We start from the raw sequence: 21,248 nt of genomic DNA, 5'->3' as shown, positions 1-21,248 counted from the left end.
GTCGAGCCCTATTGCTGCTCGGCGAGCATGCGGTAGCGGCGTTGGCTGGCCAGCATATGGGCGCGCATTGCCTGGCGGGCGCGTTCGGGATCCTGATCGGCGATTGCCGCGAGGATTTCGACATGTTCGGCATAGACCTTCTGAAGATAGCTGCGGTCATTGGCCTCAGGCAGTGTCGGAAACTGGCCGCGGGGGATGGCTCTGGGGCCGAAATGGCGCAGCACATCGACATAGAATCGGTTGTTCGTGGCGGCGGCAATCGCCATGTGGAAGGCGTAGTCCGCTTCCACCGTTTGCTGTCCGGTTTCGATCAGGTGCGCCATTCTGCGGTTGGCTTCGCGAATCGCCGCCTCCTGCTCGGCCGTGCGGCGATAGGCGGCGATAGCCGCCGCTTCACCCTCTGCCGCCATGCGAAACTCCAGCAATTCCAGGGTTTCCGGAATGCTTTTGATTTCCACCGGCGTCAGTGACAGGACCGAATGCGCCTTCGGATCCGCGACGAAGACGCCTTTGCCCTGGATCGGCTTGACGAAGCCTGCAGACCTCAGATCGGCGATCGCCTCGCGCACCACGGTGCGGCTGACGCCGAATGTCGCTTCAAGCTGCGGCTCGGTCGGCAGTTGGTCGCCGACCCGTAGCTTCCCCGTCTCGATCTGCGCCCGCAACTGATCGATGACCTGCTGCGCTAGTCTTTGCCGGCCACCGCCGAGTGTCGTCATTTTCCGTTCCCCCAATCCCTTTGCATCACGTCTCCCGCTCGGGTCTTGCAAATCATATCAGACTTCGATAAATCATAATACGACATACGGGCGACATAATATGTCTTTTATAGTAGTCTAGGGAGGACTGACAATGAAGCATTTTTCTAAGGGCTTGTTCGTCGGCGCCGTGATCGGCGCCCTGACGATCGCTGCACCGCTCTCGCAGGCCGCCACACCGCAGGACCAACTGGTGGTCGGCACATCGCTGGCGCAGGTTCTGTCGCTGGATCCGCAGCAGGCGACCGAAGGCAAGGCGGTCGAGATCATGTCGAATCTCTACGATCGGCTGGTCGCCAGCACGGCTGACGGTAAGATTCTTCCGCAGCTGGCGGAAAGCTGGAAGGTTGACGACAAGGGCATCACATTTACGCTGCGCAAAGCCAATTTCGCCTCCGGCAACCCGGTCACCTCGAAGGATGTCGTTTACTCGCTGGCGCGGCTCCTGAAGATGGACCAGGCCGCCGCCGCTAACCTCAAGCGCGTCGGTTACGACAAGGACAATGTCGAAAAGCTCGTCAAGGCCGTCGATGATCAGACGGTGCGGATCGATCTCTCCGAGCAGGTGACGGCAGAGCTGCTGCTCTACCGGCTGACGACGACGACGACCAGCGTGGTCGACAGCGTCGAGGTCGAGAGCCACGCCGTCGATAACGACTACGGAAACGCCTGGATGCGAACCCATTCGGCCGGCTCCGGTCCGTTCACCCTCAATCGCTGGTCCCCGAACGAACTGGTGATCCTCGATGCCAACAAGGATTATATGGCCGGTGCGCCGAAAATGCGCCGCGTCATCGTCCGGCACGTTCCCGAAAGCCAGGTCGAGCGGCTGATGCTTGAGCGCGGCGATATCGATATTGCCAGCGCGCTGACCGCATCGGATCTCGCGACGTTCAGCGACAAGAAAGGCTTTGCCATCCAGCGTATTCCGACGGGCGGTTTCTACGTGCTGTCGATGAATGCCGGCAACAAATACCTCGCCAACCCGAAGGTTCGCGAAGCCATTGCCTATGGCATCGACTACAAGGGCATCGAAAAGACCATCATGGGTCCTTACGGCCGGGCCAGAAACGTACCCGTTCCGGAGAATTTCGAATACGCCATCCCGAACCCCGATTGGCATCTCGACGTCGAAAAGTCCAAGCAGCTGCTGAGCGAGGCAGGCTTCAAGGACGGCTTCTCGCTGTCGCTGAAGACCATCGCGCAAACGCCGCGCATCGATCTGGCCACCGCCATCCAGGCATCGCTTGCCCAGATCGGCATCAAGATCGACATCCAGCAGGGCAACGGCTCGGAAATCATCGCCGCCCATCGCGCCAGGGATTTCGATCTGCTGATCCCGCAGACCAGCGCCTATATGCCGAACGTCCTCGGTTCGATGGAGCAGTTCTCCTCCAATCCCGACAACTCGAAGGAAGCCAACAATGCCGGCAATTTCGTCTGGCGCTCGGCCTGGGACATCCCGGAACTCACGGCCCTGACAGCGAAAGCATCGATGGAGCCGGACGCCAAGAAGCGTGGCGAAATCTATGTTCAGATGCAGAAGCTGTTCGTCGAACAGAAGCCGGCGGTGCTTCCGCTCTTCGAGCGCTTTGAGCCGATCGTCCTATCCACCAAGGTCGAGGGATATGTGGGGCATCCGTCTCAGCTGACGCGTCTCGAGAACGTGACCAAGGTCGAAACCCAGTAATACTCCCCAGGACAGCCGATCATGAAGGAACTCTCCGTAGCCGAATTTGGCCGACGCCTGGCGCATTTGCTGGTCAGCCTGTTCATCCTCTTATGTGTGACCTTCGTGATCGGCCGCGTCTTGCCCACCGATCCGGTCGGCGCAATCGTCGGCGAGCTCGCCGATCCCTCAGCCTATGCGGCGATGCGGGCGCGTCTGGGGCTCGATCTGCCGATCTACCGGCAGTTTTTCCTCTATCTGAACGGGTTGGCGCATGGTGATTTCGGCACGGCCGTCCTCACCGGCAATCCGGTCTCTTCGGATCTCGCTCAAGCCTTTCCGGCGACGTTTGAACTCGCGACGCTGGCGGTGATCATTTCGACCTTCGTCGGTGTCCCGCTCGGGCTGGTCGCAGCACTCTTTCGCGACAGCTTCATCGACAAGACGGCCCGCGTCGTCGCGCTCGTCGGTCATTCGATCCCGGTTTTCTGGTTCGGCATCGTCGGGCTCGTCATCTTCTATGCCGGCCTCAACTGGGTCGGCGGACCGGGCAGGATTGATGTGTTTTACGAAGGCCTCGTTACGCCGAAAACCGGCCTGTTGTTGATCGACAGCCTGCTGCAGGGCGAGACGGAAATCTTCTGGAATGCGCTCGGCCATATCATTCTTCCGGCTGTCATCCTTGCCTATGCGGCGATGGCCTACATCACCCGCATGACCCGCAGCTTCACGCTGGAGCAGTTGAGCCAGGATTATGTCATTGCGGCCCGAGCCAAGGGTGTAAGCCCGCTCGGCACGATCTGGCACCACGTCCTGCCGAACATTGCGGTGCAGCTGATCACCATCCTTGCCATTTCCTACGGCGGTCTGCTCGAAGGCGCTGTCGTGACCGAGATCGTTTTCTCCTGGCCGGGCATTGGCCAGTACATGACGAACGCGCTGATGATCGGCGACATGAACGCTATCGTCGCCGGCACCATCATTGTGGGATTCATTTTCATGTTGTTGAACTTCCTGGCCGACGTCGCTTACGCCGTCTTTGATCCGCGTATGCGGGAGGCGGCCCGATGAGCGATGTCATCCGCAGCGAAATAGAGATCCGCCCTCCAAGTGTGTCGACCCGTATCGCGGCGTCGTTTGCGCGCGCCGGCCGCAAATTGGCCCACGAGCCGCTCGGTCTTGCCGGTTTCGTCATCCTCGGTTTGCTTTGCATTGTCGCGATCTTCGCGCCGCTCCTGGCGCCCTACGATCCGGCCATACAGTCGCTTGGCGAGGCCTTGCAGCCGCCGAGCCTCGCGCATCTGGCGGGCACGGACGAATTCGGTCGGGACATCTTGAGCCGCCTCATCTTCGGCACGCGCATCACCATCCAGACCGTGCTGTCGATCTCCTTGATCGTCGGGCCGATCGGCCTGCTGATCGGCGTCGTTGCCGGCTTCTTCGGCGGGCGCACCGATGCGTTGCTGATGCGCGCCACCGATATCGTTCTGTCGTTCCCGTCGCTGATCCTGGCTCTGGCTTTTGCTGCGGCACTCGGCGCCGGCTTGACCACCGCAATCATCGCGATCTCGCTGACTGCATGGCCGCCGATTGCGAGACTCGCGCGCGCCGAGGCGCTTGTCGTCAGAAACGCCGATTATGTGGTCGCCGCCCGCCTTTATGGTGCCTCGCCGATGCGCATCCTTCTTCTCTATATCGCGCCGATGTGCGTTCCCTCCGTCATTGTTCGCCTGACGCTCAACATGGCGGGTATCATTCTGACGGCGGCTTCGCTTGGCTTCCTCGGCCTTGGCGCTCAGCCGCCGGCGCCGGAATGGGGCGCGATGATCTCCAGCGGCCGCAAATTCATGCTCGATTATTGGTGGGTTGCCGTGATGCCGGGTATCGCCATCCTCCTCACCAGCCTTGCCTTCAACATCGCCGGAGATGCTCTGCGCGACCTTTTGGATCCCCGCCATGCAAGATCGTGATTTGCAGCCCGTTCTTTCCGTCGAAGGATTGACCGTCCGTTTCGGCCGAGGCGCCGTGCCCGCCGTCTCCAATGTCAGCTTCGACGTCGGGCGCGAACGTGTCGGGATCGTCGGAGAATCCGGTTCCGGCAAATCGACGACCGGTCGCGCCATCATGCGCCTTTTGCCGCCGGCCGCGGTGGTCTCGGCCGAACGCATGGATCTTAGCGGCGATCCGTTGCTTTCAAAGAGCGAGCGTCAGATGGGAGCGCTGCGCGGCAAGGACATCGCGCTGATCATGCAGGATCCGCGCTATTCGCTGAATCCGGTGCTTTCGATCGGCAAACAGATCGCCGAAGCCGCCCGCCTTCACCTCGGTCTTCACAAGAAACAGGCGCATGAGGCTGCCCGCGCCATGCTGGAGCGCGTGCGCATCAGCGATGCGGAGCGGGTCATGGCGCTTTATCCCCACCAGATATCGGGCGGCATGGGCCAGCGCGTGATGATCGCCATGATGCTGCTGGCACGGCCGAAGCTTGTGATCGCCGACGAGCCGACCTCGGCGCTTGATGTCAGCGTCCGCAAGGACGTGCTGCTGTTGCTCGATGAACTGGTGCGCGAGAACAATTCCGGCCTGCTGTTGATCAGCCACGACATTCGCATGGTGGCAGCCTTTTGCGAGCGCATCATCGTCATGTATGCCGGCCGGATCGTGGAAACGCTGACCAGTCTGGAGGAGGCTCGCCATCCCTATACCCGCGGGCTGATCGCGGCGCTGCCCGACCCCAGGAATCCGGTTCGCCGACTTGCGGTTCTCGACAGGACGAAACTCGATCTGGAGACGGCGCAATGATCAATGTGCGTGACCTCGATGTCGTCTTTGCCTCCGGCAAATCAAGCAACCATGTCGTCAGGGGCATCAGTTTTCAGGTTGGCCAGGGGGAGACCCTTGGCATTGTCGGTGAATCCGGATGCGGTAAATCAACGGTGCTGCGGTGTCTCGCCGGCATGGAGGCCGGCTGGACCGGTCACATCGAACTTGGCGGCAAACCGATCGTCAAGAAGCGCTCCCGCGAGGAGCTGAAATTTGCCCAGATGGTGTTTCAGGACCCATACGGATCTCTGCATCCGCGCCATCGTATCGGCACCGCCTTGGCCGAGCCGCTGCGCGCGATGGGCCATTCGGATATCTGGTCGAAGGTCGAAAGGGCTTTGATCCAGGTCGGTTTGCCGGCGAGCTTCGCAAACCGTTTTCCGCACGAACTTTCCGGCGGCCAGAGGCAGAGGGTGGCAATCGCCCGGGCCCTGATCCTGTCGCCGCCCATCCTGTTGCTCGACGAGCCGACATCGGCGCTCGACGTCTCGGTCCAGGCCGAAATCCTCAACCTGCTGGCCGATCAGCGCGAGGAAAAGGGCCTGACCTATCTGCTTGTCAGCCACGACCTCGCAGTCATCGCCCATATGTGCGACCGGGTGCTGATCATGAAGAACGGTTGCTTCGTCGACGAGCTCACAAAAGCGGATCTGCAAGCCGGCACCACGCATGATGCCTATGCGCGAGAACTGTTTGAGGCGAGTTTTATCGAGGCTTGATATCCTCGATCGCGGTGTGGATTCAGCGGCCCGCCGATGCGGCAGGGATGCGGACAGCCGCAACGCTGCCCCTTTCGACAAGATGGCAGGCAAGCTCGACCCGCCGCCGTGGGGCAGCAAGGCCGAGCATCATGTCGCGCAAAAGATCGAGCGCGGTGGCGCCGAGTTCGCGCATCGGAATATGCACCGTCGAGAGCGGCGGATTGAGAAAGGCCGATTGCGGCAGGTCGTCTATGCCCATCACCGAGATGTCCTGCGGCACGGCATAACCCATGGCTTGCAATCCGCGCACCGCGCCATTGGCCAGACTGTCGCCCGCCGTCAGGATGGCGGTGAAGGTGAGGCCTTTCTCGCGGACAAGACGGGTGACGGCCTCGGCGCCGAGTTCCGGCAGCCAGTCATCGACTTCGAGCACCAGATCGGCATCGGCCGTCAGCCCATGATGCTGCAGGGCATCGCGCCAGCCCTCAAGGCGCCGCTCGATGGTCCGCCGCCCCGGCCTCAGCATGAACAGGATGCGTTGATGCCCGGCCTTGATCAGCCGCTCGGCAGCGATGAAGGCGGCTGAACGGTTGCAGGGCGTAACACTCGAAAGCCGCATATAGGGATCGTCGCTGTTGACCAGCACGACGGGCTTTCCGAGATCAGCGGCCGCTGCCAGCATCTCCTCTTCGTCGACGGTCAGGATCAGCATGCCGCCAAAGCTCGGATCGTCACGCATCTCGGCGACGACGCGGGCTTCATCCCCCTTGTCGGCGACCGGGCGCATCGCCAGTTCGATGCCGAGGGCGGCGGCACGCCCATTCAATCCTTCGAGCACATAGAGCGTGAACTGGTTGCGGACATAGTCGATCATCGCCGCGCCGGAGGCGACGAGCATGACCTTCTTGCCGGCAACGCTTGCCGGCAGCGCGTAGCTGACCGCACTTGCCGTTTCCAGCACCAGCTTGCGGATCTCCGGCCTGACGCCCTTTTCGCCGGCCAGCGCACGCGACACCGTGCTGATCGAGACGCCGCATCGGGCGGCAATGTCGTCGAGGCGCGTGCGCCTGCCTTTTTTCTCTTCCGCCGCCATGTCGTCTCCTCGCTGTCTGTTACTATGCAAAAATCTTTCAGATTGCGCAAATAGAATGCCTATGCACAATTGTTGCTGAGGAGTCCGCGGCAAGCGGCAGAGCAGGGAGGCTTTGAAATGTGGCTAGACCGCCAGTCCATGCGTCGGCGTTTTACCCGGCGTCCCAAGGATCGAGCATGATGCCGAAAAGTGTGAGCGGTTTTCGGACGACCTCATGCTCTAGCTGTTCTCGGGCGGGCTGAAGCATGACCGCCGAGCAGCAATCTCATCTCCGCCGTGCAACGGTGAAGGAAAGCCCGATCGTCTACTGGCAGCTCGCCGGCCTGTGGCAGGAGCGCTATGACGTCGCCGACCGTCCGATGGACGGCAGCATGGATCCCTTCTTCTTCGTCACCAAGACGAAGAACTTCATTCCGCATGAATATCCCTGCCGCACCGAATTCAAAAAATCTTTCTCCGGCCGGCGGCCGCAACCGGCTGCCGAATTCGAGGCTGTCCGCTGGTGGCTTCCCTTTGCTTCCCCGCGTGTCGATCTCTCCGGCTTCTGGTTCCGCCCGACACGCATCGGCTGCTGGGCGCGCACCTTCCTCGATATCCAGTCTGCTGGGGCCGCGACGCTCCGCCTGTCGACCTGCGGTGGCGCGATCCTCTTCGTCAATGGCCGCGAGCAGGGCTTCATGGCGCCTTATGAGCGCAATCTCGAAGCCGAGCAGCTGTTCGAGGTCGAGCTGGCCGCCGGCCTCAACGAGATCCGCGTCTATTTCGACGATCTCGCCGAGCGCGACGCCCGCTTCTATTTCCAGCTGGATTACGTCGAAGGGCCGGAAGTTGAAACTACTCTGCCTGTTCCCATCGCCGCCGGTGATGCGGATGCGCTGGAGGTCATCCTCGAGGGCATGCACTTCGACCGCACCGCCTATCTCGGCGAAGACGTGACGATCCTCTTCCCCGCGCCGCTGCCGGTGGCGCTGAGCTGCCATGTCGAGATCGAAGGCGACTTCATGTCGATCGAGCGCTTCGACTATGATTTCGAGCTGGAAACGGGAGCAACCAAGCTTGAGCTCGGCACGTCGGCGGATATGCCCGCCGATTTCCGCCATTTCCGCATCACCTTCAAAACAGGAGAGCTTTCGCTCGGTCGCACGCTCGGCGTCGAGATCTGTCATCCCCAACGCCAGGGGGAAGCACCCGCCGCACTGGATGACCGCGTCGCCGAGGCGCTGGCCGAGGTCGCCGCCTATTCCGAACCCGACACGGTCTGTGCTTTCGCGCGCCTCGCGCTGGGGCAGGGCGGCGAGGAAACCGAGGCGATGATTTCGGCCATGCTGCCTGTTATCGAGGATTGCCACGACTGCGCCGATTTCGTGCTGGTGCCGCTGCTCTTTGCCTATACGCGCTGGAGCGATCTGCTGTCACCTGCGCTGCGCGACAGGATCGAGCACGCCGTCCTCAATTACCGCTACTGGATGGATGAGCCCGGCAACGACGTTCAGTGGTATTTTTCGGAAAACCACGCGCTTCTCTTCCATACCGCCGCCTATCTCGGTGGCAGGCTTTTCCCCGATGCCGTCTTCGTCCGCTCCGGCCGCACCGGCGCCGAGCAGATGCAGGTCGGCGAAGAGCGTGTCCGCGCCTGGCTCGATCATTTCGAGCGCTGGGAAATGGCCGAGTGGAATTCCGTTCCCTATTTCCCGATCGACCTCAAGGGCCTGACGGCGCTGGCCGCCTGCGCGCCGGATGAGACGATCCGCAACCGGGCAGGCGCCTGCATCGTCCGCCTGATGGAGATCGTCGCCCGCTCGGCCCATCATGGCATGCTGACCGGTAGCCAGGGCCGCTCCTACGAACATACGCTGCGCCCCGGCCGCTCGGTCGAACTCTCTGCCATTGCCCGGCTGCTCTGGGGCCGCGGCTGGTACGGCCGGCGTGTCCACGCTTTGCCGCAGCTTGCCGTCTGCATCCGCGACCACGGCCTGCGTTTTCCAGAAGCGCTTGCTGAAATCGCCGCGCACCAGTCCGACGACGCGCAGGAATGGACCTTTTCCCAGGGCGAGAACCGTTTCGCCGCCCTCTACCACTACAAGACCCGTGACACCGCGCTCGGCACCATCGCCCATTATCGCCCCGGCGCCTGGGGCTACCAGGAGACGGTGCTGCATCTGCGCTTGGGTGACCGGCCGGAAGCGCAGATCTGGATCAACCATCCCGGCGAAACCATCCAATTCGGTTATGGCCGGCCGAGCTTCTGGGGCGGCTGCGGAACGCTGCCGCGCGTGCATCAGTATCGCGATCTGGCGATCCTCGATTTCGAGATCCATGAGGGCCAGCCGGATTTCACCCATGCCTGGTTCCCGCTCGAGGCTTTCGACGACACGGTGGTCGACGGCAATCTGGCGCTCGCCCGCTCCGGCAACGGGATTGCGATGCTGATCGGCAACGGCGCGCTGGAGCCGGTAAAACAAGGGCCGACAACGGATATCGAGCTGCGGCTGGCCGGCCGCAAGGGCCGCTGGATCGTCCGTCTCTCCGATGTCGGGCGCGAGGGTAGCCTTGACGGCATGCAGGCGCGTTTCGCCACGCTTTCGGCCCGCCGCGACGAAGAGGGCGCATTGATCGTTATCGATCCGGATTATGGCCGGGTCGTCTTCGAAGAAGACGGCACCGTGCGCGCCGAAGGCCGTATTCTTCGCCCGACGGACTGGTCGGTGCGGGGAGACGCGGTACATCTGAAGATACCGGGCAGGCAGCCTCGGCGCGCGGCCTCGTAGACGACGTGTCTGGCAGGTGGAGGACCGGCCGGACGCAGGAATTGATCGATCAGAGGAGGAAAAAATGACCAGAATGAAATCGATCGGCGCGGCTTTTGCTGCAATTCTCTTGAGTTCCGTTGCCGCCCATGCCGGCGACGTGCGCATCATGTGGTATTCCGACGGCGGCGAAGGCGAGGTGATCAAGGACCTGCTCTCGCGCTTCTCCAAGGCCAATCCTGACGTCAACGTCATCCTCGACGAAGTCTCCTACGACGTCGTCAAGGAACAGCTGCCGGTTCAGCTCGAAGCCGGGCAGGGGCCGGATATCGCCCGCGTCACCAATCTGAAGGCGCCGGCCCAGCACTGGCTCGATCTTCGGCCCTACCTCACCGACGCGAAATACTGGGAGGACAATTTCGGCGCCCAGGCCGACTGGATGCGTCCCGACGGCTCGAACGCCATCACCGGCTTCATGACGCAGCTGACCTTGACCGGCGGCTTCGTCAACAAGACGCTGTTCGAGCAGGCCGGGGTCGAAATTCCCGGCCCGAAAGCCACCTGGGACGATTGGGCGGCGGCGGCCAAGAAGGTTGCCGACAGCCAGAAGGTCTTCGCCATGGCGATCGACCGCTCCGGCCACCGCGTCTCCGGCCCGAACATCTCTTACGGCGCCAACTACATCGCCGCCGACGGCAAGCCGGCGCCGATCGATCGGGGCGCCAAGGACTTCCTCAGCCGCTTCGTCAAGTGGAACGAGGACGGCACCATCAACAAGGATGTCTGGGTGAGTGCTGCCGGCACCACTTACCGCTCCGCCGCCGAGGACTTCATCAATGGCGGCCTTACCTATCTTTATTCGGGCAGCTGGCAGGTTTCGGGCTTCGCCCAGAAGATCGGCGACAATTTCGACTGGGTGATGGCGGGCAGCCCCTGCGGTTCGGCCGCATGCTCCGGCATGCAGGGCGGCGCCGGTCTCGTCGCCGTCAAATACACCAAGAACCCGAAGGACGTCGCCAAGGTGATGGATTACCTGGCAGGTGCCGACGTGCAGAAGGAGTTTGCCGAACGCAGCCTGTTCATTCCGGCGCATAAGGGCGTCGCCGCCGGCCAGATGGACTTCAAGACCGACAATCCGCATGTGCAGGCGGCGCTGAAGGCCTTCGTCGAAGCGGCCGGCCAGACGGCGGCACCCGCCATGAAGCTGCCGGGCTGGAAGTGGTCGGATGCATATTACAGCGCCATCGTCGCCCGCATCAGCCAGGTGATCGCCGGCGAAATGAAGCTCGACGACGCCTATGCCCGCATCGACGAGGACATCAAGGCCAAGGTCGCCGGCAACTGACGGACGAGCAGATGACGGCGAAGACGGTTTCTCCTGAACCACCTGTGAAAACCGGTCTGCGGCAGGCGCTCTCGGCGCCTGTCCGGCTTGCCATGGGGCTCATCGACATTCCCATGCGTGCCTGGCAGAAGCTGACCGGGCTGAACGGCATGGCGGGCGTCTTCCTGGCGCCCAACATGCTGATCTTCACCGTCTTCGTGCTGCTGCCGCTGGTGATCAACTTCATCTATTCGACGACGAGCGGCAGCGCCATCTTCCTGCAGAACAGGACCTATGTTGGCGCCGACCAATACCGAATCCTCTTCGATTGCGGCTCTTATCTCGACCCTTCGACCTGCGCGGCCGACACCTTCTGGGCGGCCGTGCGCAATACCGCCGTCTTCGTCGTCTTCCAGGTGACTGCGATGCTGATCGCGGCGCTCGCAACGGCGCTGATCCTCAACCGCGAGCTTTCCAATCGCGGCTTCTGGCGCGCCGTCTTCTTCTTCCCGGTGCTGCTGTCGCCCGTCGTCGTCGGGCTCATCTGGAAATGGATCCTGCAGCGTGAAGGCCTGTTGAACTATGCGCTGAGCCCCTTCGGCTTCGAACCCTTCTCCTGGCTCAGCGATCGTTTCTGGGCCTTCTTCTTCGCCGTCTTCGTTTCGGTCTGGGCGCATATGGGCTTTTATGCGCTGATCCTGCTCGCCGGCCTGCAGGCAATCCCGCGGGATCTCTACGAGGCGGCGGCGATGGACAGCGCCCGTCCGATCCGCATTTTCCGGCGCATCACCCTGCCGCTTCTGATGCCGAACCTCATCGTCGTTCTGGTCTTGGCGCTGATCCGCGCCGTGCAGATCTTCGACGAGGTCTTCGTTTTGACCGGCGGCGGCCCGGGCACCAGCACCATGTACATCACCCAGTATATCTATGAGACCGGTTTTGCGAGTTCGCTGCGCAATCCAGGGCTGGCGTCGGCTGCCTCGATCCTGATGGGCATCGTGCTCGTCATCCTGACCCTGGTCCAGCTCGGCGTCAGTAACCGCAACGAGAAGAAGGGAGCACGCCAATGAGCGCTGTCTCTGCCTTTCTGCTCCGCCGGCGTGGCCGAGGCTGGCATTGGACGGATGTGGTCACCTGGATCTGGCTGATATCGGGCGTCTTCCTGATGTTCGGCCCGGCCATCTGGCTGGTCTTCTCCTCCTTCAAGACGCCGGCGGCCCTTGCCGAGTTCCCGCCCTCCTTCCTGCCCTATGTCACCGAACAGGCAGTGGTGCCGGGTTACGACAAGCCGTTGCCGCTCTATAATGTCGCGATGCCGGATGGCAGCACGCGTGTGCTCGCCGAAGTCCGCCGCATCGGCATCATCGGCCAGATGGTCGATCCGAAACAGCCGGGCGAAATCGTCAAGGCGAATATCAAGGACCGCACACCGGTGCGTCAGGTCGAATTCGCCGGCGGCAACTACACCGAACCGTTCCAGCGCTTCGATTTCTTCCTGTTCCTGCGCAACTCCGTCTTCGTCACCGTCGTCGCGACAGCGATTACGCTGCTCGTCAATTCCATGGCCGCCTTCGCGCTGTCGAAATACCAATTCCCCGGCCGCACCGCCGTCATGCTGATGATCCTGGCGACGCTGATGGTGCCGCTTTCGGTCATCGTCGTGCCGCTCTATTCCGTCATCGGCACGCTGAACCTTTTCGACAGCCTTTGGGGCGTCATCCTGCCGACGGTCGCCACCCCGACGGGCGTCTTCCTGCTCAGGCAATACATGCTGACGATTCCCGACGAATTGCTCGACGCCGCCCGCATGGACAAGGCCAGCGAATGGCAGATCTACTGGCGCATCATCCTGCCGCTGTCGGCGCCGGCACTCGCCGTGCTGGCGATCTTCTCGGTCGTCTGGCGCTGGAACGATTTCCTCTGGCCGCTGATCGTGCTCTCGCGCAAGGAACTCTATACTTTGCAGGTCGGTCTCAACGTTTATGCCGGCGAGCTCAACGTGCAATGGCATTATATCCTCGCCATGACCGTCGTCTCGATGATCCCGGTCGTGCTGATCTTCGTCTTCCTGCAGCGCTTCATCACGACGGGCATCGCCGGCTCGGGGCTGAAATAGGCCAATCTTAATATAAGAAACAGGAGAGTACATGAGCGGGCTCGAGCTCAGGAAAATCGTCAAGAACTTCGGCGCCGTCGAGGTCATTCGCGATGTCTCGCTTCATGTCAACGACGGCGAGTTCGTCGCCTTCGTCGGCCCTTCCGGTTGCGGAAAATCGACGCTGCTGCGCCTCATCGCCGGCCTCGATAAGCCGACTGGCGGCAGCATTGCCATCGACGGCAAGGATGTTACCGCTATCAGCGCCGCCGATCGCGGTCTGGCCATGGTCTTCCAGTCCTATGCGCTCTATCCGCATATGAGCGTCCGGGAAAACCTCGCCTTCGGTCTCGAGAACACCAAGGTGGCGAAAGCCGAGATCGAAGCGCGCATCACCGACGCCGCGCGCATGCTGGAGATCGAGCCTTTCCTGCAGCGCCGCCCGGGCCAGCTCTCCGGCGGCCAGCGCCAGCGCGTGGCGATCGGCCGCGCCATCGTGCGGCGGCCGGATGCCTTCCTGCTCGACGAGCCGCTATCCAATCTCGACGCGGAACTCCGGGTCAGCATGCGGGCCGAACTCGCAGCCCTTCACGCCCGCCTGAAGGCGACGATGATCTATGTCACCCACGATCAGGTCGAGGCAATGACGCTGGCCGACCGCATCGTTGTGCTGAGAGGCGGCAGGATCGAGCAGGTGGGAACACCGCTGGAACTCTACAACAAGCCGGCCAACCGCTTCGTCGCCGGCTTCATCGGCGCGCCGCACATGAATTTCCTCGAAGGTGCGATCGTCGGTCACGAGGGCGGTTTCGCCGAGGTCGAAACCGTCGGCGGCCATCGTCTTTCCGTGATTGCCAAGGAGGCACGCCCGGCGGGCGAAAGGGTCAGCATCGGCATCCGCCCCCAACACATCACCCTTGCCGATGCGGGTTCAGCGAGCAGACTGGATACAAGCGTTACCCTTGTCGAGGAACTGGGCTCGGAGACCGTCGTCCACGCCGACGCAGGCGGGAAGAAGCTGATTGCGGTCTTTGCCGGCCAGCAGCGCATGAAATCGGGCGACAGCCTGCCGCTGCATCTCGATCCCGATGTACTCCACCTTTTCGGCGAGGATGGCCGGCGTCTATCCTGATGTCCTTTGAGACCTCTTGTCATTTCGCCGGGGCTATCACTCGCGATGAGGCAACCGATCGAGCAATTTCTCCAGTGTGATCGGATATTGCCGCACCCGCACGCCGGTTGCGTTGTAGACCGCGTTTGCGACGGCCGGCGCGACACCAGTCATTCCCAGTTCCCCGACGCCTTTCGCTTTCACCGGCGATATCGCTGGATCTACCTCGTCGAGAAACACGGCCTCGAGATGGGGGATATCGGCGTGGACCGGAACCTCGTAGCCGGCGAGATCATGATTGACGAAGAAGCCGGACCTCTTATCGACCACCATCTCCTCCATGAGGGCCGCCCCGATCCCCATTGTCATCCCGCCGATCACCTGGCTGCGCGCGGTCTTGGGATTGAGAATGCGGCCGGCCGCGCATACGGCGAGCATGCGGCGAACGCGGATTTCGCCGGTATAGACGTCGACGCCGACCTCGGAAAAATGCGCCCCGAAGGTCTGGATCGCGAAGCGCTTCGCCAGATCGCCGAATTCCATGTTGTCCTCGACGACCAGATCGCCATCGGCGGCAGCGCTAGCGAGCAGCGCGCTTCGATTTCCGGAACGAACCTGACCGTCGACGAACTCTGCCTCTACGGCGTTGAAGCCCAGACGCTGGGCGACCGCTGCCCGCAGCTTCGTGCAGGCAGCATAGACGCCTGCGGTGACGGAAGGCGCGCCCTGCTGTCCTCCAGATCCCGGCGTCTCCGGAAAGCTCGAATCCCCGAGCTTTGCCACTACGCGGTCGATTGGCAGACCCATCATCTCGGCCGCCGTCTGCTGCACGATCGTGTAGCTGCCGGTGCCGAGGTCCGTCATGTCCGTCTCGACCGTCAGCATGCCCTGGCGATCGAGACGAACCCGCGCTCCGGCCTTTGAAATCGGTGCCCCGCGGATCGCACCCGCCATGCCCATGCCGATCAACCAGTCACCGTCGCGGACTTGACCTGTCTGAGATTTGCGCATGCTCCATCCGAAGCGTTCGGCGCCCGTGCGCAGGCATTCGACGAAGGGACGCGAGGAAAAAGGCCGATCGGCATTTTCCGGATCGACCTGGGTATCGTTCAGGATGCGGAACTCGACCGGATCCATGCCGAGCTTCTCGGCCATCTCGTCCATGGCGATCTCGAGCGCCATCAAGCCGGGTGCCTCTCCCGGCGCACGCATGGCATTGCCCTCGGCCAGGTCGAGCGTCGCCAGCCGGACAGCTGTCATCCGGTTCGCCCCGGCGTAGAGCGACCGTGTCGAAAGGGTGGTCGGCTCGGTGCGGCCGCCGGCGAGATTGCCGGACCAGCTCTCATGACCGACCGCCGTCAGCTTACCGTCGCGCGAGGCGCCGAGCCGGATCCGTTGGATCGTCTTCGGCCGATGGATCGTATTGTTGAACATTATCGGACGTTGAAGCGCGATCTTCACCGGTCGCCGCACCATTCGCGCGGCAACGGCCGCCAGCACCAGATCTGACTGCACCGTGCCCTTGCCGCCGAAGCCGCCGCCGATGAAGGTTGAGATCAGCCGAACGTTTTCGCGCGGAATGCCGAGAATGAGTCCGAGATCGCGGGTTCCCCAATTCATCTGCTGAATTGAGGTCCAGCACGTCACCCGATCGCCATCCCAGGTCGCGATCGTCGCATGCGGCTCCATCATTGCATGCGCCTGGTCGGGAACAGTATAGGTCTCGTCAACCTTCACCTCCGCGGCTGCGAAAGCCTGGTCGAAGTCTCCGACCTGCGTCTCGGTCGGTCCACCAAACTCCATCTGCGGTGCAACCGGCGCGCTGTCCAGTTGCTCGGCGAGATCGAATCGGCCCGGGCTGCGCGCATAGTCGACGCGGATCAGCGAGGAAGCCGCGCGTGCCTGTTCGAAGGTTTCGGCCACCACGACTGCAACAGGCTGATGGTAGTGATCGACATCAGGGGCAGCCAACATGCGCTGGACATAAAATTTTCCGACACCAAGCGGACCGGCATTGCGGTGAGTAATGACGGCCAGCACGCCGGGCGCGGCCTCGGCGCGCCGGGTGTCGATCGATGAGATCCGGCCCTTGGCGATTGCCGCGCCAAGGATATAGCCGTAGGCAGCGTTCGGTGCGACGTTGTGATATTCGTAGGCGTAAGTCGCAGTCCCAGTCGTCTTGAGCTCTGCCTCGAAGCGGTTGTGAGGCTGGCCGACAACGGTCATCCTGTCAATTGGGTTCGGTCCTGCAGGTGTGTCGAACTTCATGGATCAGTCCTCGCTTGCGCTATCACGTCGCTGAGCGTCCGCTCCACCAACAACAGCTTGAACGGGTTCTTGAGTAGCGGCTCCGCGCCTTCAGTAGTCCGTCAGCCGGAATAGTCGATGCTGGGACTCGTGCTCAGGGGCGAAGCACTGGATCGCTCAGGTGAGTAAATGGGTCACGCATCGGAAAGGATTACCGGCGGCAAATTGCAAGACCTTATGAGTCTGCCTCACGAACGGGAGCTTCCTGCCGAGCAGGCGAGGAAACGGCCTGCGGTGAGGCGCTCCCAGTTCGCATGCGCGAACTTCTCCTTGTCGGCGGCATCGAGCTCCAAATCTTCGACAAATCGCCGCGCATCGCCTCCGGGGCGATACTGGTATGGGTAGTCTGTCGAGAACAAGATGCGGTCCACGCCGACCGCATCGATCGCTTGCCGCAAATAGGCGGGGCTGAACATGCCGCTGGCCGTCAGATAGAGGTTGTTGCGGACATAGTCGAGGAATGGCCGCTGGAGTTTGGACACCCGATCCAGCATGACGAGCCGCTCGAGATAAAACAGCACCAGCTCACCCCAGTGCCCGAGGATGACCTGGAGGTTCGGGTGACGGTCAAAGACGCCGCCCAGGATCAGACGCACGAACTGGATGCCTGCCTCGAAATGCCATCCGAGGGCAAACGTGGACAGGGCGAGATCGACGGGGGCGCCGAAGCCCGCATAATAGGTGTCGCGAATGCTCGTCTGCGGGATCTGCGGGTGAATCAGAAGTGGGACATTGAGCTCCGCTGCGCTGGCGAATGTCGGCTCGAAGATCATATGATCGAGATTCTTGTCGCCGACCCGGCCGAACAGAACGGCACCTTTGCAGCCGAGTTCCTCGACGGCTCGCCGCAGCTCTCGCGCCGCCTCGTCCGGTTGCGCAAAGGAGAGAGCCGCCATCGCCTGGAAGCGGGATGGGTGAGCCGAAACAGCGCCGGCCAGAATGTCATTGGCGCGACGAGCAAGATCGACGCCGTGATGGCCGAGATTGTTGAGACCCGGGGTCGTCAACGAGAGAACCTGCACATCGACGCCGGTCTCGTCCATCAGAGTCAGCCGCTGCTCTTCAAGATCCGCCAGCCGTTCGCCGAGCAGACCCGGATTGAGCCCAAGCGTTCCGTCGTCGGCGCCGGGTATCGTGTCCCACCCATGCTTCACCTCATCGGGCAGGGCATGCTCTTCGATTGCGATGATCTTCATTGGTGAATTCCTTCGGTCAGGACTTCTGGGTGAGTTGATCGACGATCGCTTGGCCGACGCCGTGTGCAGAAGCCGGGTTCTGGCCTGTGATCAGACGGCCATCGACCACCACCTTCTCTGTCCAGTTCGGCGCCGGCTGATGCAGCGCGCCTCGCTCCTTGAGGGTCGTTGCCAGCAGATAGGGCACGACCTCTGTGTACTTGACCTCCGCCTCTTCCTCGTCCGTGAAGGAGGCGAGCTTCTTGCCCGCGACCAAATGGCTGCCGTCCGAGAGCATTGCGTTCACCAATGCAGCGGGGCCGTGGCAGACCGCCGAGACGATGCCGCCGGTTTCGTAGACATCGCGGATCACGCGTTGCACAGCCGGGCTGTCGGCAAAATCCCACATCGTGCCGTGGCCGCCGGCGAAGAAGACTGCGGAGTAGCGGGAGGGATCGAGTTCGTCGAGGATGAGCGAGTGGGCGAGCGCATCGCGGAACTCGCGGTCTTTCCAGAAGCGGGCGTTGACCGGATCAGTGAGGTCGAAGAAGTCGATCGGCGGATGGCCGCCCCGGATCGAGGCGATCTCGGTCGGGATACCGGCCGCGCGGAAAACGTCGAGCGGATGCGTGAGTTCGACCATCGCAAAGCCGGTGGGCTCGCCGGTGTCGCCTCTGATCGGATGGCTGGTGACCACGCAAAGGATGGGCTTGATATTATTTGCCATTGTTTTGGCTCCTCGGGAATTGAGCGAGGCCATGTCGATGACGACGCGAACTTCATATCGCTCTTCAACATGCGCTCGTAGGCTCTGCTGCGCCCCCCGAAATTCGCGATCGGGCGCAAAGTGTTCCGTTGTATCGCGGACAAGGAATCTCAGGCGTTGCCGGGCGCAAACAGCGCTTCCCAATTGAGGAAGGGGCCAAGCGGGATGACCTCCCAGTCGAGAAGCCCGGCCTTGGCCAGCGGGAATTCGCTCAGGGCCTGCTTGGCGGCTTCGACCGACTCGCATTCGGCGATGATGGCGACACCCGGACGGTCCTGGCGGAAATAGATGTCGCGGATGATGCCGCCCTTGTACATCTGCCAGGCGTGTCGGGCTTCATCCGACATATGCGGCTGGTACTTTTCCAGACTGGCGCCGGGCCGGGGAATATCGAGGCAAAGCAGTTTCATGGCAGGATTCCTTGGTTGAGAAAGATGGATCAGGCGGGTTGGAACCGGCGCACGGTCTCGGCCACGCGGACGGCCGAGGTAGCCCGCCGTTCTGAGATCGCTTCCGGCAGGCGCGACATCCGGCGCCTGGTCAGTCTTCGATTGGGTTATGACACCAAACCAGTTTCCGAGCCGGATGAGGTCGTCTGTGCTGCCGTTGTTGCCAGGAAATATCCTTTGCTTGGCCGGCCTTATATCGTAGAATGCAGTTGATGGTTAGAAATAGTTTTTCTCTTCTTTGGTTCCTGAGGTTCTCCAATCGCAGGACCGTTCTTCGCGAGGATCCGCTCGGTGCGAGACAGGTTTGATGGAGTGCAAGTCTTTGTCGAGGCGGTCGAGACGGGCGGCTTTGCCAAAGCTGCCGAGCGATTGTCGTTGACGCGCTCCGCAGTCGGTAAGGCCATCGCGCGTCTCGAAGAGCGCCTGGGCGTCCGGTTGTTTCACAGGACCACGCGGACGCAGAGCTTGACCGAGGATGGTCAGCAATATTACGAGCGGTGTGTGCGTGCGATCGAGGAACTGCGCGCAGGCGAATCTCTCCTGGAATCCGGCCGGCGTGAGGTCGTCGGCAAGTTGCGCGTGTCGCTGCCCGTCTTGTTTGGCCGCTACTGCGCCGCACCCATCCTGCGTGCCTATGCGCGCCAGCACGAGAGGCTCGAACTCGAACTCAGCTTCAGTGACCGCCAAGTCGATCTGATCGCCGACGGCTTCGACCTGGCGGTGCGCAATGGCGCTCTTGGCAACGGAACCGCGCTCCACGCTCGGCGACTGGTCAGCCCGCGCAAGGCGCTCTGCGCTTCTCCAGCCTATCTTGCCGTACGAGGGGAGCCACATTCGCTGGCGGATCTGTCAGAACATGACACGCTCGTATACTGGCGCAACGATTATGGCCTGACCTGGCAGCTTCCCGATGCGACCGGTGCTCTCATCGACCTGTCGGTCACTTCAAGACTGCGCTTTGACGATCTCGAAGTGATCGCCGATGCCGCCGTCGATGGCATGGGCCTCGCTTGGCTTCCCTACTGGCTGATCCATGACCGCGTGCAGGCAGGCGAACTGGTCGAACTCTGGACCGATCGGCCGAGGGCGGCGATGGAATGCTACGCCGTGTGGCCAACCACGCAGTATCTGCCGTTGCGGTCGCGGCTGGCGATCGATGCGCTTGCCACCGAATTGCCGAAGCGTTTCGTCGTCTGAAGCGAATCCCTTTGCGCTTTATTTCCCGCAGGAGCCGCGCAACGGTGCAAAAAGCGGCTCGCCACTCTGTCGTCGCAGCCGCTCACGTTGAATAACGCAACGCGTTCACGAGAAGGGAAAAGGCGGGGGAAGACTGGCGCCGGCTTGGGTAATAGAGATGGAAGCCCTCCCAATAGGGCGAAAAATCTTCCAGAAACCGGTGGAGGCGACCGGTTCTAAGATGGAGCTTGGCGATATCTTCCGGGACATAGGCGAAGCCGAAACCGTCGAGAGCCGCCTCAAGAACGTTGTAGATCGTGTTGAAGACGAGCTGGCCGTCCACCCGAACCTTAATCTCGCGACCGTTCTCTTCGAACTCCCAGGCATAGAGACCGCCATAGGTGGGCAGGCGCAGATTGATGCACCTGTGCTGCATGAGGTCCTTCGGATGTGTTGGAATATCGCGTGAGGCAAAATAGGATTCTGCGGCGACGACCGCGAAACGAACATCCGGCCCGATCCTCACCGAGATCATGTCCTTGGCGATCTGTTCGCCGAAGCGCACGCCCGCGTCGTAGCCCTCGCTGACGATGTCCTGCAGACCGTAGTTCACGTCCAGTTCGAGCCTGATGTCGGGATATTGTTGGAGAAAGGTCCGAAGCTTCGGCCATATGTAGCACTGGATCTGATAGTCGCCGGCGGTCAGCCGGACGGTGCCCGCCGGCTGGTCCCGAAGAATGTTGAGCCCATCGAGCGCAGATCCGATCTCGTCGAAAAGCGGACCGATGCTCTGCAGCATCCGTTCGCCTGCCTCGGTCGGCGAGACGCTGCGCGTCGTCCTCGTCAGCAGCCGCACGCCCAGCCGCTGCTCGAGCTGACGGAGCGTATGGCTCAGCGCCGACTGCGAGACGCCGAACTTGGCTGCGGCTTTGGTGAAACTGCGCTCCCTCGCAACCACCAGGAACACCATCAGGTCGTTGATATTCTGGCGCTCCACTGATGATTCCTCCTCATAGACCGACGCTCATCATAAACGCCTGCCTATGAAATGGTA

Annotated in this window: 18 protein-coding genes; 11 read left to right on the top strand and 7 right to left on the bottom strand. The window is 62.0% G+C overall.

Features of this window, described 5'->3' with window-relative positions; all coding sequences use genetic code 11:
- Positions 1–8: 8 nt before the first annotated feature.
- The gene (locus tag GR198_RS06580; RefSeq protein ID WP_029873220.1) at positions 9–719 is read right to left on the bottom strand and encodes a FadR/GntR family transcriptional regulator; all 711 of its coding nucleotides are present in this window, start codon (positions 717–719) and stop codon (positions 9–11) included.
- A gap of 133 nt (positions 720–852) precedes the next feature.
- On the opposite strand from GR198_RS06580, the gene GR198_RS06575 reads away from it, so the two are divergent.
- From GR198_RS06575 to GR198_RS06555, 5 genes are read left to right on the top strand one after another with little or no spacing between them, the layout of a single operon-like run.
- Positions 853–2,448, top strand: coding sequence for an ABC transporter substrate-binding protein (locus GR198_RS06575; protein ID WP_164045664.1), 1,596 nt, complete (start codon positions 853–855; stop codon positions 2,446–2,448).
- 21 nt (positions 2,449–2,469) lie between these two features.
- Positions 2,470–3,498: an ABC transporter permease gene (locus GR198_RS06570; protein ID WP_164067985.1), complete on the top strand. Its 1,029-nt coding sequence runs from the start codon at positions 2,470–2,472 to the stop codon at positions 3,496–3,498.
- Positions 3,495–4,397, top strand: coding sequence for an ABC transporter permease (locus GR198_RS06565; RefSeq protein ID WP_164067983.1), 903 nt, complete (start codon positions 3,495–3,497; stop codon positions 4,395–4,397). The genes GR198_RS06570 and GR198_RS06565 overlap by 4 nt, the downstream gene beginning before the upstream one ends.
- Complete coding sequence (locus GR198_RS06560) at positions 4,384–5,229, top strand: ABC transporter ATP-binding protein (RefSeq protein WP_164045666.1); 846 nt, start codon at positions 4,384–4,386, stop codon at positions 5,227–5,229. The genes GR198_RS06565 and GR198_RS06560 overlap by 14 nt, the downstream gene beginning before the upstream one ends.
- Complete coding sequence (locus tag GR198_RS06555; protein WP_164067981.1) at positions 5,226–5,969, top strand: ABC transporter ATP-binding protein; 744 nt, start codon at positions 5,226–5,228, stop codon at positions 5,967–5,969. The genes GR198_RS06560 and GR198_RS06555 overlap by 4 nt, the downstream gene beginning before the upstream one ends.
- A 22-nt stretch (positions 5,970–5,991) precedes the next feature.
- Here the strand turns inward: GR198_RS06555 and GR198_RS06550 are convergent, their stop codons facing one another.
- Complete coding sequence (locus tag GR198_RS06550; protein ID WP_164067979.1) at positions 5,992–7,044, bottom strand: LacI family DNA-binding transcriptional regulator; 1,053 nt, start codon at positions 7,042–7,044, stop codon at positions 5,992–5,994.
- Between the two features lie 245 nt (positions 7,045–7,289).
- Here GR198_RS06550 and GR198_RS06545 point away from each other — a divergent pair, with 245 nt between their 5' ends.
- The 5 genes from GR198_RS06545 to GR198_RS06525 all read left to right on the top strand — a co-directional run bounded on the left by GR198_RS06545 (position 7,290) and on the right by GR198_RS06525 (position 14,342).
- Complete coding sequence (locus GR198_RS06545; RefSeq protein WP_164052077.1) at positions 7,290–9,812, top strand: hypothetical protein; 2,523 nt, start codon at positions 7,290–7,292, stop codon at positions 9,810–9,812.
- 64 nt (positions 9,813–9,876) lie between these two features.
- Positions 9,877–11,136 carry an ABC transporter substrate-binding protein gene (locus tag GR198_RS06540; RefSeq protein WP_164067977.1) on the top strand — a complete coding sequence of 420 codons (1,260 nt, stop codon included), beginning with the start codon at positions 9,877–9,879 and terminating at the stop codon, positions 11,134–11,136.
- Between the two features lie 11 nt (positions 11,137–11,147).
- Positions 11,148–12,185 (top strand): carbohydrate ABC transporter permease, encoded by a 1,038-nt coding sequence (locus GR198_RS06535; protein WP_164052076.1) that lies wholly within the window; start codon positions 11,148–11,150, stop codon positions 12,183–12,185.
- Entirely contained in the window at positions 12,182–13,231 is a 1,050-nt protein-coding gene (locus GR198_RS06530) for a carbohydrate ABC transporter permease (protein ID WP_164067975.1), read from the top strand. Before GR198_RS06535 ends, GR198_RS06530 begins: the two co-directional genes overlap by 4 nt.
- A gap of 31 nt (positions 13,232–13,262) precedes the next feature.
- Positions 13,263–14,342 carry an ABC transporter ATP-binding protein gene (locus GR198_RS06525; protein WP_164045671.1) on the top strand — a complete coding sequence of 360 codons (1,080 nt, stop codon included), beginning with the start codon at positions 13,263–13,265 and terminating at the stop codon, positions 14,340–14,342.
- A gap of 36 nt (positions 14,343–14,378) precedes the next feature.
- Here GR198_RS06525 and paoC read toward each other — a convergent pair whose 3' ends face one another.
- The 4 genes from paoC to GR198_RS06505 form a co-directional block, all read right to left on the bottom strand.
- Positions 14,379–16,589 carry an aldehyde oxidoreductase molybdenum-binding subunit PaoC gene (gene paoC / locus GR198_RS06520; RefSeq protein ID WP_164067973.1) on the bottom strand — a complete coding sequence of 737 codons (2,211 nt, stop codon included), beginning with the start codon at positions 16,587–16,589 and terminating at the stop codon, positions 14,379–14,381.
- 227 nt (positions 16,590–16,816) lie between these two features.
- Positions 16,817–17,824, bottom strand: coding sequence for an amidohydrolase family protein (locus GR198_RS06515; RefSeq protein ID WP_164067971.1), 1,008 nt, complete (start codon positions 17,822–17,824; stop codon positions 16,817–16,819).
- A 16-nt stretch (positions 17,825–17,840) separates the two neighbouring features.
- Complete coding sequence (locus GR198_RS06510) at positions 17,841–18,530, bottom strand: type 1 glutamine amidotransferase domain-containing protein (protein WP_164067969.1); 690 nt, start codon at positions 18,528–18,530, stop codon at positions 17,841–17,843.
- A 149-nt stretch (positions 18,531–18,679) separates the two neighbouring features.
- Entirely contained in the window at positions 18,680–18,979 is a 300-nt protein-coding gene (locus GR198_RS06505; RefSeq protein ID WP_017988295.1) for a hypothetical protein, read from the bottom strand.
- Between the two features lie 330 nt (positions 18,980–19,309).
- Here GR198_RS06505 and GR198_RS06500 point away from each other — a divergent pair, with 330 nt between their 5' ends.
- Complete coding sequence (locus GR198_RS06500) at positions 19,310–20,215, top strand: LysR family transcriptional regulator (protein WP_164067967.1); 906 nt, start codon at positions 19,310–19,312, stop codon at positions 20,213–20,215.
- 82 nt (positions 20,216–20,297) lie between these two features.
- On the opposite strand, the gene GR198_RS06495 is transcribed toward GR198_RS06500, so the two are convergent.
- Complete coding sequence (locus GR198_RS06495; RefSeq protein ID WP_029875227.1) at positions 20,298–21,191, bottom strand: LysR family transcriptional regulator; 894 nt, start codon at positions 21,189–21,191, stop codon at positions 20,298–20,300.
- Between the last annotated feature and the right edge of the window lie 57 nt (positions 21,192–21,248).

The sequence above is a fragment of the Rhizobium leguminosarum genome, assembly GCF_010668065.1.
Taxonomy (GTDB): Bacteria; Pseudomonadota; Alphaproteobacteria; order Rhizobiales; family Rhizobiaceae; genus Rhizobium; species Rhizobium leguminosarum_S.
This window is presented reverse-complemented; position numbering and strand designations above follow the sequence as displayed.

Bases quoted from the DNA above. Each gene is read 5' to 3' on its own strand.
- GR198_RS06580 (WP_029873220.1), bottom strand. From the start codon at position 719: ATGACGACACTCGGCGGTGGCCGGCAAAGACTAGCGCAGCAGGTCATC.
- GR198_RS06575 (WP_164045664.1), top strand. From the start codon at position 853: ATGAAGCATTTTTCTAAGGGCTTGTTCGTCGGCGCCGTGATCGGCGCC.
- GR198_RS06570 (WP_164067985.1), top strand. From the start codon at position 2,470: ATGAAGGAACTCTCCGTAGCCGAATTTGGCCGACGCCTGGCGCATTTG.
- GR198_RS06565 (WP_164067983.1), top strand. From the start codon at position 3,495: ATGAGCGATGTCATCCGCAGCGAAATAGAGATCCGCCCTCCAAGTGTG.
- GR198_RS06560 (WP_164045666.1), top strand. From the start codon at position 4,384: ATGCAAGATCGTGATTTGCAGCCCGTTCTTTCCGTCGAAGGATTGACC.
- GR198_RS06555 (WP_164067981.1), top strand. From the start codon at position 5,226: ATGATCAATGTGCGTGACCTCGATGTCGTCTTTGCCTCCGGCAAATCA.
- GR198_RS06550 (WP_164067979.1), bottom strand. From the start codon at position 7,044: ATGGCGGCGGAAGAGAAAAAAGGCAGGCGCACGCGCCTCGACGACATT.
- GR198_RS06545 (WP_164052077.1), top strand. From the start codon at position 7,290: ATGACCGCCGAGCAGCAATCTCATCTCCGCCGTGCAACGGTGAAGGAA.
- GR198_RS06540 (WP_164067977.1), top strand. From the start codon at position 9,877: ATGACCAGAATGAAATCGATCGGCGCGGCTTTTGCTGCAATTCTCTTG.
- GR198_RS06535 (WP_164052076.1), top strand. From the start codon at position 11,148: ATGACGGCGAAGACGGTTTCTCCTGAACCACCTGTGAAAACCGGTCTG.
- GR198_RS06530 (WP_164067975.1), top strand. From the start codon at position 12,182: ATGAGCGCTGTCTCTGCCTTTCTGCTCCGCCGGCGTGGCCGAGGCTGG.
- GR198_RS06525 (WP_164045671.1), top strand. From the start codon at position 13,263: ATGAGCGGGCTCGAGCTCAGGAAAATCGTCAAGAACTTCGGCGCCGTC.
- paoC (WP_164067973.1), bottom strand. From the start codon at position 16,589: ATGAAGTTCGACACACCTGCAGGACCGAACCCAATTGACAGGATGACC.
- GR198_RS06515 (WP_164067971.1), bottom strand. From the start codon at position 17,824: ATGAAGATCATCGCAATCGAAGAGCATGCCCTGCCCGATGAGGTGAAG.
- GR198_RS06510 (WP_164067969.1), bottom strand. From the start codon at position 18,530: ATGGCAAATAATATCAAGCCCATCCTTTGCGTGGTCACCAGCCATCCG.
- GR198_RS06505 (WP_017988295.1), bottom strand. From the start codon at position 18,979: ATGAAACTGCTTTGCCTCGATATTCCCCGGCCCGGCGCCAGTCTGGAA.